Origin of the sequence: Pantoea sp. RIT413 (genome assembly GCF_003057675.2) — a bacterium.
In the GTDB taxonomy this organism is placed as follows: domain Bacteria; phylum Pseudomonadota; class Gammaproteobacteria; order Enterobacterales; family Enterobacteriaceae; genus Pantoea; species Pantoea eucrina.
Genome location: NZ_QBJB02000014.1, coordinates 1 through 16,604 on the forward strand (window position 1 = coordinate 1; position 16,604 = coordinate 16,604).

12 protein-coding genes and 1 riboswitch are annotated in these 16,604 nt (G+C 57.1%); of the genes, 6 read left to right on the forward strand and 6 right to left on the reverse strand.

The window, feature by feature from the left end; genetic code table 11:
- Positions 1 to 350 precede the first annotated feature (350 nt).
- The 4 genes from metA to aceK all read left to right on the forward strand — a co-directional run bounded on the left by metA (position 351) and on the right by aceK (position 6,261).
- A complete protein-coding gene (metA, locus tag DBY66_RS14860) occupies positions 351 to 1,280 on the forward strand; it encodes a homoserine O-succinyltransferase (protein ID WP_108570107.1) in 930 nt (309 codons plus the stop codon).
- Positions 1,281 to 1,540: 260 nt separating this feature from the next.
- Positions 1,541 to 3,139, forward strand: coding sequence for a malate synthase A (gene aceB / locus DBY66_RS14865; RefSeq protein WP_108570108.1), 1,599 nt, complete (start codon positions 1,541 to 1,543; stop codon positions 3,137 to 3,139).
- A gap of 16 nt (positions 3,140 to 3,155) precedes the next feature.
- A complete protein-coding gene (aceA, locus tag DBY66_RS14870) occupies positions 3,156 to 4,457 on the forward strand; it encodes an isocitrate lyase (protein ID WP_104085634.1) in 1,302 nt (433 codons plus the stop codon).
- A gap of 67 nt (positions 4,458 to 4,524) precedes the next feature.
- Positions 4,525 to 6,261, forward strand: coding sequence for a bifunctional isocitrate dehydrogenase kinase/phosphatase (gene aceK / locus DBY66_RS14875; protein ID WP_108570109.1), 1,737 nt, complete (start codon positions 4,525 to 4,527; stop codon positions 6,259 to 6,261).
- Here aceK and iclR read toward each other — a convergent pair.
- From iclR to pgi, 6 genes are all read right to left on the reverse strand, one after another.
- Positions 6,258 to 7,091: a glyoxylate bypass operon transcriptional repressor IclR gene (gene iclR / locus DBY66_RS14880; protein ID WP_039381868.1), complete on the reverse strand. Its 834-nt coding sequence runs from the start codon at positions 7,089 to 7,091 to the stop codon at positions 6,258 to 6,260. The two genes, aceK and iclR, sit on opposite strands and share 4 nt — an antisense overlap.
- 192 nt (positions 7,092 to 7,283) lie before the next feature.
- On the reverse strand, positions 7,284 to 9,374 hold the full coding sequence (locus DBY66_RS14885) for a YjbH domain-containing protein (RefSeq protein WP_104085632.1): 2,091 nt from the start codon (positions 9,372 to 9,374) through the stop codon (positions 7,284 to 7,286).
- Positions 9,374 to 10,111, reverse strand: a complete 738-nt coding sequence (locus tag DBY66_RS14890) for a capsule biosynthesis GfcC family protein (RefSeq protein WP_039381872.1) — start codon at positions 10,109 to 10,111, stop codon at positions 9,374 to 9,376. The genes DBY66_RS14885 and DBY66_RS14890 overlap by 1 nt, the downstream gene beginning before the upstream one ends.
- A complete protein-coding gene (locus tag DBY66_RS14895; RefSeq protein ID WP_094112274.1) occupies positions 10,108 to 10,755 on the reverse strand; it encodes a YjbF family lipoprotein in 648 nt (215 codons plus the stop codon). Before DBY66_RS14895 ends, DBY66_RS14890 begins: the two co-directional genes overlap by 4 nt.
- Before the next feature lie 75 nt (positions 10,756 to 10,830).
- Complete coding sequence (gene yjbE, locus DBY66_RS14900; protein WP_039381876.1) at positions 10,831 to 11,085, reverse strand: exopolysaccharide production protein YjbE; 255 nt, start codon at positions 11,083 to 11,085, stop codon at positions 10,831 to 10,833.
- Positions 11,086 to 11,592: 507 nt separating this feature from the next.
- Entirely contained in the window at positions 11,593 to 13,239 is a 1,647-nt protein-coding gene (gene pgi, locus DBY66_RS14905; protein ID WP_108570110.1) for a glucose-6-phosphate isomerase, read from the reverse strand.
- A 454-nt stretch (positions 13,240 to 13,693) separates the two neighbouring features.
- A riboswitch (Lysine riboswitch) is annotated at positions 13,694 to 13,888 on the forward strand.
- 112 nt (positions 13,889 to 14,000) lie between these two features.
- On the opposite strand from pgi, the gene lysC reads away from it, so the two are divergent.
- Together lysC and panS are read left to right on the forward strand one after the other, a co-directional pair.
- The gene (gene lysC, locus DBY66_RS14910) at positions 14,001 to 15,356 is read left to right on the forward strand and encodes a lysine-sensitive aspartokinase 3 (protein ID WP_094112172.1); all 1,356 of its coding nucleotides are present in this window, start codon (positions 14,001 to 14,003) and stop codon (positions 15,354 to 15,356) included.
- Positions 15,357 to 15,652: 296 nt separating this feature from the next.
- Entirely contained in the window at positions 15,653 to 16,573 is a 921-nt protein-coding gene (panS, locus tag DBY66_RS14915) for a ketopantoate/pantoate/pantothenate transporter PanS (RefSeq protein ID WP_108570111.1), read from the forward strand.
- Positions 16,574 to 16,604 lie beyond the last annotated feature (31 nt).

A 16,604-nucleotide genomic window follows, 5' to 3' on the forward strand; every position in this document is an offset into this window, starting at 1 on the left:
CTCCCCATGCGAGAGTAGGGAACTGCCAGGCATCCATCAAGTAAAAGAGCCCTGAACACGCGTTCAGGGCTTTTTTACGTCTGCAGAAAATAACTTTTACGTTCGCTCACGGCTATTGCTGAAGCATCAGCATGCTATGGGTACTTTTTTTTCCTCAAAAAAGATCTTACCGTCTCGCTTTTAGTGCCGGCGCAATTTCCTTTCTTCTCTGTCGCTGTCGGTTATGCCACATTAAGCTGAAACATTTTCATAAATAGCATGAAGTCTCGACATTCCGCGTATGCCAGGCTAATCTCGGGCATCTGGATGTCTAAACGTTTATATGGTTATCAGCAAGAGGTGAGCAGGTTATGCCAATCAGGGTGCCCGACGAATTACCGGCAGTGAATTTCTTACGTGATGAAAATGTGTTTGTGATGACCTCATCGCGCGCCCGTGTTCAGGAGATCCGCCCGTTAAAAGTACTGATCCTTAACCTGATGCCAAAAAAGATCGAGACTGAAAATCAGTTTTTACGTCTGCTCTCTAACTCACCGCTGCAAATTGATGTGCAGCTATTGCGGATAGACAGCCGCGAATCGCGCAATACCCCCAGCGAACATCTGAATAACTTTTACTGCAATTTCGAAGAGATACAGCACGATAACTTCGATGGCCTGATTGTGACAGGTGCGCCGCTGGGTCTGGTTGACTTTAATGACGTCGCCTACTGGCCGCAGATCCAGCGCGTGCTGCACTGGGCAAACGAGCATGTCACCTCTACGCTGTTTGTCTGCTGGGCGGTACAGGCTGCGCTGAACATTCTGTATGGTATTCCCAAGCAGACGCGGCAAAACAAACTGTCAGGCGTCTATGAACATCAGATCCTGCATCCGCACGCTTTGCTGACGCGCGGCTTTGATGACAATTTTCTGGCGCCGCATTCGCGCTATGCGGATTTTCCCAGCCAGCTTATACGCGACTACACCGATCTCGAACTGTTTGCTGAATCTGAGGCAACCGGCGCCTATCTGATGGCGAGTAAAGACAAGCGGCTGGCCTTTGTAACCGGGCACCCGGAATATGACGCGCTGACCCTTGCAGGTGAATTTCACCGGGATAATGATGCGGGTCTGCAGCCGGAAGTGCCGTTTAACTATTTCCCGCAGAACAATCCGGTCCTGCCGCCACGTGCGACCTGGCGCAGCCACGGCAACCTGCTGTTCTCTAACTGGCTGAACTACTATGTTTACCAGATCACGCCGTTTGACCTGCGCCACATGAATCCGACTCTCGACTGATCTCTTTTTAGCTTCTCTCCACCGCGATCGCCCTCAGGCCATCGCGGTTTTTTTATGTCTTTTCCAAAGCAGAAACCATTGCCTTTATTTTGATACTTTAAATAACAGTATATACAGAGAGTTAATGATTATCTTTTCATAAAATGGAAATAGTTTTTGAAATAAAAATTAAAATGCATATGCTCTGATCCTGTCGGTTACAAAACATCCAGTATTCTGATCCCGGCAGTAAACCAGGATCGCTTCAGGAGAGAGCCAGCATGACAGACACGATTATTCACTCTACGCTGACCTTCACTCAGCCCTTCTCAGACGCGGAGCAGCAACTGCTGACGCCGGCGGCTATTGATTTTCTGCAGGCGCTGGTCGTGCGCTTTGCCCCGGAACGCGATCGACTGCTTAAAGCGCGGCAGCAGCGCCAGCGGGACTACGATCGCGGAGCGCTGCCTGACTTTAATGCGGAAACCACTTCCATTCGTGAAAATGAATGGCAGGTGCGCCCGCTGCCTGAGCTGCTGTGCGATCGCCGGGTCGAAATTACCGGGCCACCCGATCGCAAAATGACCATTAACGCGCTGAACGCCAACGTTAAGGTTTTTATGGCGGATTTCGAGGATTCGCTGGCTCCGTGCTGGAGCAAGCTGATTGAAGGGCAGCAGGTGCTGCGTGAAGCGGTCGCCGGTACGCTGCGTTTTACCCGCGATGATGGCCGGATCTACCAGCTGCGCTCCGATCCTGCACTGCTGATGTGCCGGGTGCGCGGATTACATCTGGCTGAAAAGCATGTGGAGTGGCGCGACAAAGCGATTCCGGCTGGCCTGTTTGATTTTGCTCTCTTTGTATTCCATAACGTGCGGGCGCTGCAGGAAAAAGGGCATGCACCGTGGTTTTATCTGCCTAAAACCGAGCACGCCAGTGAGGTAGCGTGGTGGCGTGAGATCTTCCGCTTCAGCGAAGATCGTTTTGATCTGCCGCGTGGCACGATCAAAGCCACGGTACTGATTGAAACGCTGCCCGCGGTGTTTCAGATGGATGAAATCCTGTGGGAGCTGCGCGACCACGCCGTAGCGCTTAACTGCGGCCGCTGGGATTACATCTTCAGCTACATCAAAACGCTGGGGCAGCACGGCGATCGCATTCTGCCCGATCGACAGCAGATCACCATGGATCAGCCATTTCTGGATACGTACTCCCGGCTGCTGATTAAAACCTGCCACCGGCGCGGCGTACTGGCAATGGGCGGCATGTCTGCACTCATCCCGGCGCAGGAAGAGACGCGCAATGCGTGGGTAAAAGAGAAAGTTGAGGAAGATAAAGCGCGCGAAGCGGGTAACGGCCATGACGGGACATGGGTTGCGCATCCTGGTCTGGCAGATATTGCCATGAAGGTGTTTGATCGCCAGCTGGGCGATCGCGCCAATCAGCTGCACGTGACGCGTAATACCGATTCGCCGGTAACGGCTGAGCGGCTGCTGCGTCCCTGCCGCGGTTTACGTACCGAAGCGGGCATGCGCGCAAACATCCGCGTTGCGCTGCAGTATCTGGAAGCGTGGATTAGCGGTAACGGCTGCGTGCCGATTGAGGGACTGATGGAAGATGCGGCAACGGCTGAAATCGCCCGCGCCTCTATCTGGCAGTGGATCCGTCACAAACAGATCCTGAGTGATGGCCAGCTGGTCACTGCTGCCCTGTTTGAGCAGTTTCTTGACGAAGAGCTGGCCGCGCTGCGTCAGCGCTACGGCGACGTACGTTTTCAGCAGGGACGCTTTGAAGATGCAGCCGCGCTGATGGCGCAAATCACCACGGATAACGAGCTGGTTCCATTTCTGACGCTGCCAGGCTACCGCCTGCTGCCCTGACCCCGGAGAGAGTGCTATGAATCGGACACAACAGATCACACAGCTGGAAATGAGCTGGCAGGATGCGCGCTGGAACGGTATCACGCGTCCCTATCGGGCAGAAGAGGTCATCAGCCTGCGCGGCTCGGTGACGCCGGCCTGCACGCTGGCAGAGCGGGGCGCCGTCAGGCTCTGGTCGCTGCTTAACGGCGGTGCGGCAAAAGGTTATATCAACAGTCTCGGCGCATTAACCGGCGGTCAGGCGCTGCAGCAGGCGAAAGCCGGTATCGAAGCTATTTATCTCTCTGGCTGGCAGGTGGCGGCGGATGCGAACCTCGCCGGGCAGATGTACCCCGATCAGTCGCTCTATCCGGTTAACTCTGTACCGGAGGTGGTGCAGCGGATTAATCAGAGCTTTCAGCGCGCCGATCAGATCCAGTGGGCCAGCGGCCTGTCGCCGGAAGATGACGCGTATGTCGACTATTTTCTGCCGATAGTGGCCGATGCGGAGGCGGGCTTTGGCGGCGTACTGAACGCTTTTGAGCTGATGAAATCGATGATTGTGGCCGGGGCTGGCGCCGTGCATTTTGAAGATCAGCTGGCGGCGGTAAAAAAATGCGGTCATATGGGCGGTAAGGTGCTGGTGCCAACGCAGGACGCGATTCAGAAACTGGTAGCTGCACGCCTTGCGGCTGATGTCATGAATGTGCCAACCGTGCTGATTGCGCGCACCGATGCGGACGCCGCCGACTTAATTACTTCTGACTGCGATCCGAACGACAGCGCGTTTATCACCGGTGAACGTACGCCGGAGGGATTTTATCGCACCCGTGCCGGGATCGAGCAGGCGATCAGCCGCGGTCTTGCCTATGCGCCCTATGCCGATGTTTTATGGTGTGAAACCTCCACGCCCGATCTGGCGCTGGCGCAGCGCTTTGCTGACGCGATACACGCGCGCTATCCCGGCAAACTGCTGGCTTATAACTGCTCACCCTCATTTAACTGGAAGAAAAACCTCGACGATCGCACCATCGCACGCTTTCAGCAGGCGCTGAGCGACATGGGCTATCGCTTTCAGTTTATTACGCTGGCCGGGATCCACAGCATGTGGTTCAGCATGTTTGACCTGGCGCACGCGTACGCGCAGGGCGAGGGGATGCGCCACTACGTTGAAAAAGTGCAGCAGCCGGAATTTGCGGCGCGCGACAAAGGCTACACCTTTTCATCGCATCAGCAGGAAGTGGGCACCGGTTACTTTGATCGCATCACCACGGTGATTCAGGGCGGCGCATCTTCTGTGACGGCCCTGACCGGCTCAACGGAAACCGCGCAGTTCTGATCGGATCGGCAAGAGAGGCGCCGCTGCTGTGCAGCGGCTCGTGGCCACCGCGTACCGGAGATAACTGATGTCACCCGGAGAATCCCTTATTGCCCATACCATTCTGCAGGGCTTTGACGCGCAGTACGGTCGTTTTCTCGATATCACCGCCGGTGCGCAGCAGCGGTTTGAGCAGGCTGACTGGCCGGCGGCGCAGCGCGCCATGAAGGAGCGCATACATCTGTATGATCATCATGTCACCCTGGTAGTCAGTCAGTTGCGCGTGCTGAACGGGCAGGCGGAGTGGGATACCGCCTTCTGGCTGCGGGTAAAGGCGCACTATGAGACGCTGCTGCCGGGCTATCCGCGCCATGAAATTGCAGAGAGCTTTTTTAACTCCGTTTACTGCCGGCTGCAGGGGCACAGCCATCTGTTTCCGGAGCGGCTGTTTATTCACTCCTCGCAGCCGGGTTTGCAACAACCGGAAGCGCAGCGTCCACTGTCGCGTCGCTATGCTCCCCGGCCGGACTGGCAGAGTGCGCTGCGGCAGCTGCTGTCCGATCTTCCTCTGCGGCTGACGTGGCAGGATCGGGCACGCGATATCCGCTGGATTGAGCGGCATCTGAAGGAGCAGTTCAGCGCGGCGCAGCTGGCCGGTGCCGTGCTGGAGGTCGCCAGCGAACTTTTCTATCGTAACAAAACCGCGTGGATTGTCGCGCGGCTGCAGTTCCGCAGCGGTGAGATCCTGCCCTGTCTGCTGCCGATCCAGCGCGACAGCGATGGACAGCTGTGGATCGATACCTGCCTGACGGATCGCGATGAGGCGAGCATCGTATTTGGCTTCGCCCGCGCCAGCTTCATGGTTTACGCCCCGGTGCCTGCGGCGCTGGTGGCGTGGCTGCAGCCGCTGCTGCCAGGCAAAACCCTCGCCGAGCGCTATATCGCCATTGGCTGCCAGAAACACGGTAAAACCGAGAGCTACCGCGAATATCTGCACTATCTGGCACGCCATGATGACGCATTTGCGCCTGCGCCTGGCGTGCGCGGCATGGTGATGCTGGTGTTTACTCTGCCGGGCTACGATCGGGTATTCAAGGTCATTAAAGACCGTTTCGCGCCGCAAAAGGAGGTAACGGAAGCGCAGGTGCACGACTGCTACCGGCTGGTCAAAGAGCACGATCGCGTCGGACGCATGGCGGATACGCAGGAGTTTCGCTATTTTGCCCTGCCGCGCGCGCGGATCCCGGACGCGCTGATGGCGGAGTTCATGCGCGATATACCGGAAAAGATCACGCTGCGCGATGAGAACGTTATCATTCGTCATCTCTGGCTGGAGCGTCGCATGGAGCCGCTTAACCTCTGGCTGCAGCACGCCAGCGAGGCGCAGCGTCGGCATGCGCTGGAGGAGTATGGCAATGCCATCTGTCAGCTGGCGGCGGCTAACATTTTTCCCGGCGATATGCTGTTTAAAAATTTCGGTATGACGCGCCACGGGCGCGTGGTGTTTTATGACTACGATGAAATCCGCCTGATGACTGAGCTGATATTCCGTGACGTTCCGCCCGCGCGTTATGAAGAGCAGGAGCTGCAGGCAGAGCCCTGGTACAGCGTCGGGCCCGATGACATATTTCCGGAGACGTTCCGTTACGCGCTCTGCAGCGAACCCGCGACCGGCAGGCTGCTGCAGACGCTGCATCCGCAGCTGTTTGACCCCGGCTGGTGGCGATCGCTGCAGGCGCAGATCCGCAATGGCCATGTTGAAGAGGCGATGGCGTGGCGTAACGCCCGGCGCTTCAGCGTGCGCTACGCCACGGTAGCAGTTTAACGCCCGGCGTACGCCTGCGTGACCGTTCGGGCGGCGCGGATCACCAGCGCACCCAGCTCGGTAATACGATCGTCCGTCATACGGGCCAGCGGGCCTGAAATAGAGATCGCGGCAAACGCGTCGCCGTGCTCGTCATAAATAGGTGCCGCTACGCAGCGCAGCCCCAGCGCATGCTCCTCATCATCATGCGAGAAGCCCATTTTGCGGATCAGCGCCAGATTCTCTTTCAGCGTATGCGGCGACATCAGCGTTTTAGGCGTATAGCCGTGCAGGCCTTTCTGATGCAGCAGTGCAGTTACCTGATCGTCATTCAGATGGGCCAGAAAAGCTTTCCCGGCGCCGGAAGCGTGCATCGGCAGCTTGCCGCCAATCGGGGCTGACATACGCATCAGCTGCGTGCACTGCACCTGATCAACAATCACCGCCTGATAATCACTCAGGTCCAGCACCGCCAGATTCACCGTCTCGCCAGCTTCCTCCATCAGTCGCCGTAACACCGGATGCACAATGGCCAGCAGATTGCGGCTCTGCAGAAAACTGCTGCCCACCACAAAGGCGTGGGCGCCAATCGTCCAGTAGCCCAGATCGCCCACCTGATGCACAAAGCCCTGCTGCTGCATCGTGGAGAGCAGACGATGCGTGGTTGAATTTGGCAGGCCCGCCTGCTGCGCCAGCTCGGTCAGCGCCACGCTGCCGTGCGCGTCGGCAATTAGCTCCAGCAGACGCAGGCCGCGCGTCAGCGACTGAACCTGACCGCCAGCCGGCGGCGTAGCCGCAGGGGAGGTAACGCGAGGTTTTTTTCCGCGTTTAGCCGGTACCGGGGTAGCCATAGTTGCTCCATTTCAGCGTTGTACGTGGAAACCATTTTCGTTTTAACCATTATGGAGGCAAATGCAGTTGTGCTGGTCGGATCTGTGAGCAATGAGGAAAGAAAGCGTGCGGAGTCTGACTGATGCCAGGGGAAAGAGGGGTGGAGAGCATCAGCACAGATAGAGTGCGCGGGTGTTACCCCGCGCCCGATCTTAATTAAACCGCGCGTCGCGATCGGCGGTCAGATCGTAAAGCTGATATTTACGACTCAGCATCTGGCCACCATCACGCGTCAGCGGCACCCAGTTCACCTGTGCACGGCCGCGCGTTGGCGTGACGGTAAACAGATCCATCGGAACCGAAATATAGAAGCCTTTGGTAAAGTCGCCTTCGCCATACGCTTCAGATGAAACGTTGGTTTTGGTGGCGTAGAAGCCCACGGTGACACCGCTGTCGTAGCGTTTGGAGATATCCAGCGTGGCGCCTTTATCCTTCGCCAGGTATTGCCCCACGCTCGCTTTCACCAGCACATCCTGCATAAACCACGGGCGCCAGTAGGCGGTCAGATGACCGGTTGGCGCTTTGTAGTCGCGGAACTGCATCATGTTGTCCCAGTCGCGTTGTTTGACATAGTTGGCATCAACGCCCACCGCCCAGTTGCTGTCTACCGGGCGGTAGAGCACTTCAGCACCGGCGCCGCCATACATGGTCTCCAGATAGCCGCCATAAACCTGACCATACAGGTTATTACCGAGGTAATGCATATAGTTGGCCTGCAGATCGTTTACGTAGACATTGTTTTTCACATAGTCGCGGATATGGGTACGCACGCGCGGCAGCGTGGAGTCAGAGGGCGCGCCGTTATAATTGAAGCGGTCATAGTTGTTCACGATATTGCCAAACAGGCTGCCGCCCACCAGCAGGTGATCGGTCAGCCAGTAATCCGCGTTTGCCATCGCGCCAACCTGATACATATAGAAGCTTTCCGGCCCGCCAACTGACTGGTTGAGCACCGGTGACAGGCTGTAATTCAGGCGATCTTTACGCATAAACAGGCCCTGCTCGGTTGCGCCCGGATCGACCGGATTAACGCGCGACTGCTGCAGCGGCTGCTCATGCCCCAGCGGATAGCCGCTGAGCGTATTATGCAGGCTGGCAACCTGCGTGCGCGTCGTCACCTGCGGCATATTAAAGCGCGACTCCGTGACGGCAATCGTGTCAATGCCGGCCGGCAGGTGATTCATCATAATACGATTGGCGCGATCAACGCCTTCGCGCGTATCGCGATATTTGATCTGCTCACCGCTGACGTAAAGGGTAGCGCCTTTGGTCTGAATGCGCGGGCCATTGAATCCGGCGTCATACTTCAGTGCGCTAAGCTGGCTGGCGACCACGGCAGAATCCAGCAGATCGCCCTGCGGATGCGGGTCGTAAGCAGGCTTCGGCGTATCGATATGCGTCTGGCGCAGATCGTTGAAGTTGGTGCGAATGGTGACGCCAAACATAAAGGTGTTGCCGCGCTCATAGCTGGCATTGATATCTGCCCAGTCAGTAAGGCGATAAATCGCACCGGCGTTGACTTTGCTGCGCTGCTCCAGCCGTCCGGCAAAGTCATCCTGATAGTCGTTGCCCTCATACTCCAGCTTAAGGCGCAGCGGCTGCCACGGCGTCTGATACTCCACGCCGCCAAAAAGGGCAGCAGGGCCATGAAACAGCTGTGAGCCATTGACTGAACCAGCCGTGCCGCCACCGGTGCGGCTGCAATAGCTGTCGCTGTAAGAGCAAAACGGGTTTTTCACGGTGCCGCTGTTGCCGAGATAGCCCCAGCCAAGGCCCAGCGTAAAATCGAATGGCCCCCAGGCTTTAGACGCCACCAGATATTCGCTGTCAAACAGCCCGGTGCCGCCGAGGTCGCGTGAACCCACCGCCACCTCCGGCAGCCAGTAGCTCTCCTGCCAGAGGCGCAGTTTCAGATCGAACGCTTTATCTTTATAACTCTGGTTGCCGCTGAAATCTTCCACGCCGCTGTAGCGACGGGTCCGCACATCGGTATAGCGTACGGTGGTTTCCAGCCACGACAGAAGCTGAAGCGAGGCGGAGTAGTAGCGATACTGATCGTTATCCCGCGCGTTAAGGCTGAATTCACCCTCTTTCGCCATGCGGGCGGTAGGCGTCTGCAGCAGGCCGACGCCGCCAAAATCGGATTGTGAAGGACCCACCGGCTGCGGCCAGGTTTCAGCCTGCACCTGGCAGGCGGCAGAGACAGATGCAGCCAGCAGGCTGAGCAGTAGTTGTTTTTTCATTATTGCGGGATCCGGTGAGTCAGAACAGAAATCAGACGCGTATTTAAATCTGCCTGGCCCCACGGCAGGCTCCATGAGGTAAAGCCGAGCCAGATAATGCTGCCGGGTTCAACTTCAGCATGACGCTGATTCCAGTAGGCGACCGGAACCTGACGGACCTCGCCAGATGGCGCAATAACGGTGGCCACGCTGCGATCGCCGCCGGTCAGGCGTTCGTGTGCGGCGAGATAGTCGCGTACGCTGCGTCCGGGCTGCCAGCTCTCTGCGCCAGGCCGGGCGAGGGCGCCCATAATCAGTACCTGGTGCGGTTCCGGCAGGGTATAGAGGTCATAACTGCCCTGCAGCGCACGATCCGCTTCCGGATGCAGCCGCAGCCAGTCGATATCCAGCGAGGTAAACTGCCGGCCGGTAACCGGCAGCGCGTTGAGCTGCCGGATCACTGCACCGATGGTTGCGCCGAGTGCGGCATCGCTGCTGCCCTGCCAGGCGCGCAGATCGGTCAGCAGCTGGTGGCGCTGTTGCTGTACGGCAGCGGTAGCACCGCGCTCTGCTATGACGGTGCCGGGCCACCAGGTATTGAGGCCGGGATGCGTCAGCAGCTGGCTCAGACGCTGAACGTCATCAATCTGCATGCTGCTATCGCCTGTCGCAGCGTGCACGGTAATCTGGCCTGCGGCCAGCGCGTTGCCTGCCGCAGGCAGAGCCAGTGCAGCCAGCAGAGTTATTATTTTTTTCATGATTTAGCCGGCTTCAGAAGGGTGGTTACAACAGGAAACTGGTCAGCGGCAAGCATCTGCTGCGCCTGCAGCACCGTGCCGTCGCGGTTGTCGATCCAGAACGTGTTCTGCCAGGTGCGGTTCAGGCTCGCCATCGACACATTTTCCTGCCAGACGCGGCACGGTATCGCTTCTCCCGCCAGCGTCAGCACTTCATCGGTGCCGCGCTCAAACTGCGAGACCGCCGTTGCGGCGCGTACCCGATCCTGTTCACGCCACTGCACGACGCGTGTCCAGCTGGCACCGTTCTGCAGATGCAGCGCATCAGCCAGCGGATCCCCGGCGAGGTTGCTGACCGCCTGCAGGTTGTCGCGCAGTCCCAGCGTTTTCACCAGGCGGCCATGCTGCATCACCAGCATGGCTTTGTCCTGAGTCACCCACTTTTGCTGACCCGCTTCAAGGTAGCCGAGTACCACAAAGATACGTGCGCCATTGTCGATGCGGGCGTACATACTGGCGTAAGGGAGTTTCTGAATCTGTTCGGCACTGACCGTGACGTCGTCGGGACCATTGACGGCAAGCATGACGGTCTGCTCAAGACCTTTTTGCGTCTGTGTGCAGGCCTGCAGCAACAGACAAAGCAGCAGCAAAGAGAGTTGGCGCACTGTGTGTATCCCTGTCTAAAAAACAAAAGCAAAAAATAACCACACGGCGGTGTGGTCAGGAGTCAAAGCGTATTATCAGCGGGTCGTGCCCGTTGTGGTTGTTGTTGTACCGGTATTTGCGCCATCACCGCCGCCGCCGCCGCCAGCAGCGGCAAGGCCGAGACCTACCAGCGCGCCGAGCGCGCCAATCCCCACCGCGGTCGATGCGCCAGAGGAGATCGCGCCCGCCTGTGCGCCGGCTGCTGCGCCGGTCTCTTCCGGTACGGCGTGGGCGGCAGAAGCGACCGCGAGATATAACAAGGCTGCACCGGCAGCCACGAGTTTTTTCATAACAGCGTTTCCTGCATTTAGAAAAAAAATGAATGAAGGAGCTATCCTGGTTTCAGGCGCATTTACGTCAGAGCAATAAAATATCAGCCTGTAGCAGGCTAAAAAGCGCGCCCGTATCCGGCTGCTGTGGTATTGCAGTCAGAAAAAACCGGCGTGAATAGCTTTTTTCCGTGGCCCGTTTGCTACTGCCTGAAGCGTAAATATGACGACATTATATACGGCAGGATTTTACACTTTTTTAGTAAAATTTGGCACGGAATAGGAATTATCGGATTTTCCTGATGGGTTGTAAATTTAAATCCGCGTGGATTCAGGGGGGCTGAGCGCCTGTTGCACGCAATCAGATCCGGTAAAATCTGTGATTTTTGCAGAGGCTTAGCGCAACATCAGATTTTCTGTAGCCAGCCGAAGGGATATTTCATCAGCAATGAATGGCCGTATTAAAACCGGCAAATAAGCGGAATAAAAAAAGGCGGCCAGCGGCCGCCCTGATGATCCTGATGCAAATTAACGCCAGGATTTGTAGCGATTGATCAATCCATTGGTCGAGCTGTCGTGACTGGCAATATCTGCGTCATTTTCCAGCTCAGGCAAAATACGATTTGCCAGCTGTTTGCCCAGTTCCACGCCCCACTGATCGAACGTGTAAATATTCAGAATGGCACCCTGCGTGAAAATCTTATGTTCATACAGCGCAATCAGCGCACCCAGGCTGTAAGGGGTAATTTCGCGCAGCAGAATGGAGTTAGTCGGACGGTTACCTTCAAACACTTTAAACGGCACAACGTGCGCCACGGACTCCGCCGATTTGCCGGCATCCGTAAACTCTTTCTCTACCGTATCGCGTGACTTACCAAACGCCAGCGCCTCGGTCTGAGCAAAAAAGTTCGACAGCAGCTTCTGGTGGTGATCGGCCAGCGCGTTATGGGTAATGGCCGGTGCAATAAAGTCGCACGGCACCAGCTTGGTTCCCTGATGGATCAGCTGATAAAACGCATGCTGACCATTAGTGCCAGGCTCGCCCCAGATAATCGGGCCGGTCTGATAGTCGACCGGATTGCCTTCACGATCGACATACTTGCCGTTCGATTCCATGTTGCCCTGCTGGAAATAGGCAGCAAAGCGATGCATATACTGGTCGTAAGGCAGGATCGCTTCGGTTTCGGCACCAAAAAAGTTGTTGTACCAGATACCGATCAGCGCCAGCAGCACCGGCAGGTTCTGCTCCGCCGGAGCGGTGGCAAAATGCTGATCCATCGCGTGTGCGCCGCTGAGCAGCTGCGTGAAGTTGTCAAATCCGATGGAGAGAATAATAGAGAGGCCGATGGCCGACCAGAGCGAGTAGCGCCCGCCAACCCAGTCCCAGAACTCAAACATGTTGCTGGTATCAATACCAAACTCGCTGACCGCTTTGCCGTTGGTAGAGAGCGCGGCAAAATGTTTTGCCACGTGCTGCTGATCGCCCGCCGTTTTCAGGAACCAGTCGCGTGCGCTGTGCGCATTGGTCATGGTTTCCTGCGTGGTGAAGGTTTTTGAGGCCACCAGGAACAGCGTGGTTTCCGGGTTCAGATCTTTCAGCGTCTCAGCAATATGCGTGCCGTCAACGTTGGAGACAAAGTGCATATTCAGATGGTTTTTATAAGGGCGCAGCGCCTCAGTCACCATAAACGGACCGAGATCGGAGCCGCCAATGCCGATGTTGACCACATCGGTAATGGGCTTACCGGTGTATCCCTTCCATTCGCCGCTGATGATACGCTCAGAGAAGCCTTTCATCTTGTCCAGCACGGCGTTGACTTCCGGCATCACATCTTTGCCATCAACCAGAATCGGCGTATTGCTGCGGTTGCGCAGCGCCACGTGCAGCACGGCGCGCTCTTCCGTACGGTTGATCTTCTTGCCGGAGAACATCGATTTAATGGCGCCCGCCAGGTCAGTCTCTTTAGCCAGCGCCTGTAATTTTGTGAGGGTTTCCTCAGTGATACGGTTTTTTGAGAAATCCACCAGCATCTGGTCATCGAACGTAGCGGAGAATTTCGCAAAACGATCGGCATCCTGCTGAAAAAGATCGGCGATCTGCACTGATTTCATCTGTTCAAAATGCTGCTGCAGCGCTTGCCACGCTGCGGTTTGTGTCGGATTGATATTTTTCATGGCAACACTCTTGTTGATATAAGAACCGTCATTTCATCCGGGCGCGTTCCGCTGGCCCGGCATGCTTAGTTTCTCTTACGGCGCGCTGCTGATACCCCGGTGTGCGCCTGTTTATCAGGGGCATAACCGCGTCGGGTACAGTCGAACAGGCATCGCGCAAACGCATTTCAGTATGACCATAGTTGCAGGCGAAAGGAAAAATTTTGTGACCCTGGCCGCACGGTTTCAGTGAAATCCAGGCGCCAGTATGCCGCATGCGGAAAAGATAAATTCTGCGGCGCGTCAGTAAAAAGCCGCGTAAGCGGGCGCTTTTGTATCAGGGATCCCGCATCGGGCGCGGCGCGCATTTACAGCGGGGCTTCGCGCGTTAAAAAATCATTTCTCCGGGTGCCACAAGGCTGGACAGCAGCACAATTTGTCGATAATTTATGCCCGCGACTTGCACCTCCGGGTGCAAGCCAGAAGAGGCGCGTCGCCCAGGCAGTGTGTTTGAGGATCCGTATCCGGCGAAAACACATCAGGGGGTGCGACGCCGAGATGGCATAACACGCGGAGTGTTGTGCTGTCGGCTGCAGGGGCTGAATCCTCTGGGTTGTCACCAGAAGCGTCCGCAGTCGGACGTTTCGCAAGGTGAAGTGCTTTTGGTGACTCATCTCCTGATCTTGTCTGTCCAATTCCGCTCTTCTCTTGTGCCAAGGCTGTTATCCCTGTCTTCTGAACCGAATTCCCGGCGGAAGATAACCTGACACGAGGTTTGTTACATGTCTCAACCGTTGATTGTGGCAAAATTTGGTGGCACCAGCGTTGCCGATTTCGATGCCATGAACCGCAGCGCAGACGTTGTGCTGTCCGATGCCCACACCCGTCTGGTCGTTCTCTCTGCGTCTGCTGGCGTGACGAATCTGCTGGTCGCGCTGGCCGAGGGCCAGGATCAGGCAGAGCGTACCCAGATGCTGGATGAAATTCGCCGTATCCAGTACGCCATTATCGATCGCCTTGCTGCGCCGGATGTGATCCGTGAAGAAATTGACCGCGTGCTGGAAAACATCACCATGCTGTCAGATACCACGGCGCTGGCCAATTCTCTGGCTCTTACCGATGAGCTGGTCAGCCACGGCGAACTGATGTCAACGCTGCTGTTTGTCGAGATCCTGCGCGAGCGCGGTGTCAATGCAGAGTGGTTTGACGTTCGCAAAGTGATGCGCACCAGCGATCGTTTTGGCCGGGCCGAGCCGCAGGTGGCTGAGCTGCAGACGCTGGCAGCGGCGCAGCTGCAGCCGCGCATTGCGGAGGCGCTGGTGGTTACCCAGGGCTTTATCGGCAGCGAGAGCAAAGGGCGCACCACCACGCTGGGCCGCGGCGGCAGCGATTATACTGCTGCGCTGCTGGGCGAGGCGCTGCAGGCTGAGCGCATCGATATCTGGACCGACGTGGCAGGTATCTATACTACCGATCCGCGCGTGGTGCCGGCTGCGCGCCGTATCGAAGAGATCACCTTCGAAGAGGCGGCAGAAATGGCAATTTTTGGCGCGAAAGTGCTCCATCCCGCCACGTTGCTGCCGGCGGTACGCAGCGATATCCCGGTGTTTGTTGGCTCCAGTAAAGATCCGGCCGCCGGCGGCACGCGCGTCTGCAATGAAACGCGTAATCCGCCGCTTTTCCGCGCGCTGGCACTGCGTCGCAAGCAGACGCTGCTGACGCTGCACAGCCTGAACATGCTGCACGCGCACGGTTTTCTGGCTGAGGTGTTTGCGATTCTGGCGCGCCATAATGTTTCTGTGGATCTGGTCACCACCTCTGAAGTCAGCGTGGCGCTGACGCTGGATAACACCGGCTCCACCAGCAGCGTGGATAGCCTGCTGACGCAGGCGCTGCTTACCGAGCTCTCTTCGCTGTGCCGCGTGGAAGTTGAAGAGAATCTGGCGCTGGTCGCTATTATCGGTAACAACCTGTCGAAAGCCTGCGGCGTGGGCAAAGAGGTCTTTGGTGCGCTGGAGCCGTTTAATCTGCGCATGATTTGCTACGGTGCCAGCAGCTACAACCTCTGTTTCCTGGTGCCGACGCCAGATGCGGAAGCGGTGGTGCGCGCGCTGCATCACAATCTGTTTGGTGCCTGATACCCCCCCTTATGATGCTGATTAGCCGGACGCTGTCCGGCTTTTTTTCCGGCTAATCCCGCCATATCTGCTGGCGTTTGCCGCAAAGCGCAGTGTTATTTCCCGCTTCAGGGCGCAATACGCAGCAGCTGATAGGCAATTGCCGCCGGCACCGTCGTCGGCGATAACGAAATGTTATGATCCCTTCCGATTGCAGCGGTCGTTCCCCGTGCGATCTTTCACCTGTGGCACATTATCTAAAACCTCTCCGGCTCGTTTTTGTAGCGGACAAAGGTCTCTGAAAAAGGAAGTGTTTCATGCTCGCCAGTATCACCCGCCTGTTTCCACTCTGGGCTGTACTGCTCTCAGTCGCCGCCTACTACTCGCCATCCACCTTTACCGGTATCGGTCCGTGGGTCTCTTATCTGCTGATGCTGATCATGTTTGGCATGGGCGTTACGCTAAATATTGACGATTTTAAACGCGTGCTGGTGCGTCCGGCTCCGGTGATTGCCGGCACCTTTCTGCACTATCTGGTGATGCCGCTGGCCGCATGGGCGCTGGCAAAGCTGTTTCAGATGCCGCCCGATCTGGCTGCCGGCATGATTCTGGTCGGCAGCGTCGCCAGCGGAACCGCGTCAAACGTAATGATTTACCTGGCGAAGGGCGATGTGGCGCTCTCGGTGACGATCTCTTCCGTCTCTGCGCTGGTGGGCGTGTTTGCCACTCCGCTGCTGACCCGTTTTTACGTTGATACGCATATTCAGGTCGACGTGGTGGGGATGCTGCTGAGCATCGTGAAAATTGTGGTGATCCCGATTTCACTCGGGCTGATTATTCATCACACCATGAACAGCGTGGTGCGCCGCGTTGAACCCTGGCTGCCGGCGTTTTCCATGCTCTGCATTTTGCTGATTATCAGCGCGGTGGTGGCGGGTAGCCAGAGCTTTATCGGATCGGTGGGCCTGATGGTGATTCTGGCGGTGATCCTGCATAACGCCATTGGTCTGCTCGGCGGCTACTGGGGCGGCAAGCTGTTTGGCTTTGATGAGTCGACCTGCCGCACGCTGGCGCTGGAGGTGGGGATGCAGAATTCGGGGCTGGCGGCTACGCTCGGCAAACTCTATTTCTCACCGCTTGCTGCCCTGCCGGGTGCACTCTTCTCGGTCTGGCACAACCTCTCCGGCTCACTGCTGGCAGGCTACTGGTCTGGCAAACCCATAAAGAAAAAATCCTGAATGGTTGATGCGGGCGATGCCAGTCGCCCGC

Excerpts from the sequence above, each read along its gene's own strand:
- DBY66_RS14890 (WP_039381872.1), bottom strand. The coding sequence starts at position 10,111 with ATGAAAAAAATAATAACTCTGCTGGCTGCACTGGCTCTGCCTGCGGCA.
- pgi (WP_108570110.1), bottom strand. The coding sequence starts at position 13,239 with ATGAAAAATATCAATCCGACACAAACCGCAGCGTGGCAAGCGCTGCAG.
- aceA (WP_104085634.1), top strand. The coding sequence starts at position 3,156 with ATGAATCGGACACAACAGATCACACAGCTGGAAATGAGCTGGCAGGAT.
- yjbE (WP_039381876.1), bottom strand. The coding sequence starts at position 11,085 with ATGAAAAAACTCGTGGCTGCCGGTGCAGCCTTGTTATATCTCGCGGTC.
- panS (WP_108570111.1), top strand. The coding sequence starts at position 15,653 with ATGCTCGCCAGTATCACCCGCCTGTTTCCACTCTGGGCTGTACTGCTC.
- metA (WP_108570107.1), top strand. The coding sequence starts at position 351 with ATGCCAATCAGGGTGCCCGACGAATTACCGGCAGTGAATTTCTTACGT.
- DBY66_RS14885 (WP_104085632.1), bottom strand. The coding sequence starts at position 9,374 with ATGAAAAAACAACTACTGCTCAGCCTGCTGGCTGCATCTGTCTCTGCC.
- aceB (WP_108570108.1), top strand. The coding sequence starts at position 1,541 with ATGACAGACACGATTATTCACTCTACGCTGACCTTCACTCAGCCCTTC.
- lysC (WP_094112172.1), top strand. The coding sequence starts at position 14,001 with ATGTCTCAACCGTTGATTGTGGCAAAATTTGGTGGCACCAGCGTTGCC.
- aceK (WP_108570109.1), top strand. The coding sequence starts at position 4,525 with ATGTCACCCGGAGAATCCCTTATTGCCCATACCATTCTGCAGGGCTTT.
- iclR (WP_039381868.1), bottom strand. The coding sequence starts at position 7,091 with ATGGCTACCCCGGTACCGGCTAAACGCGGAAAAAAACCTCGCGTTACC.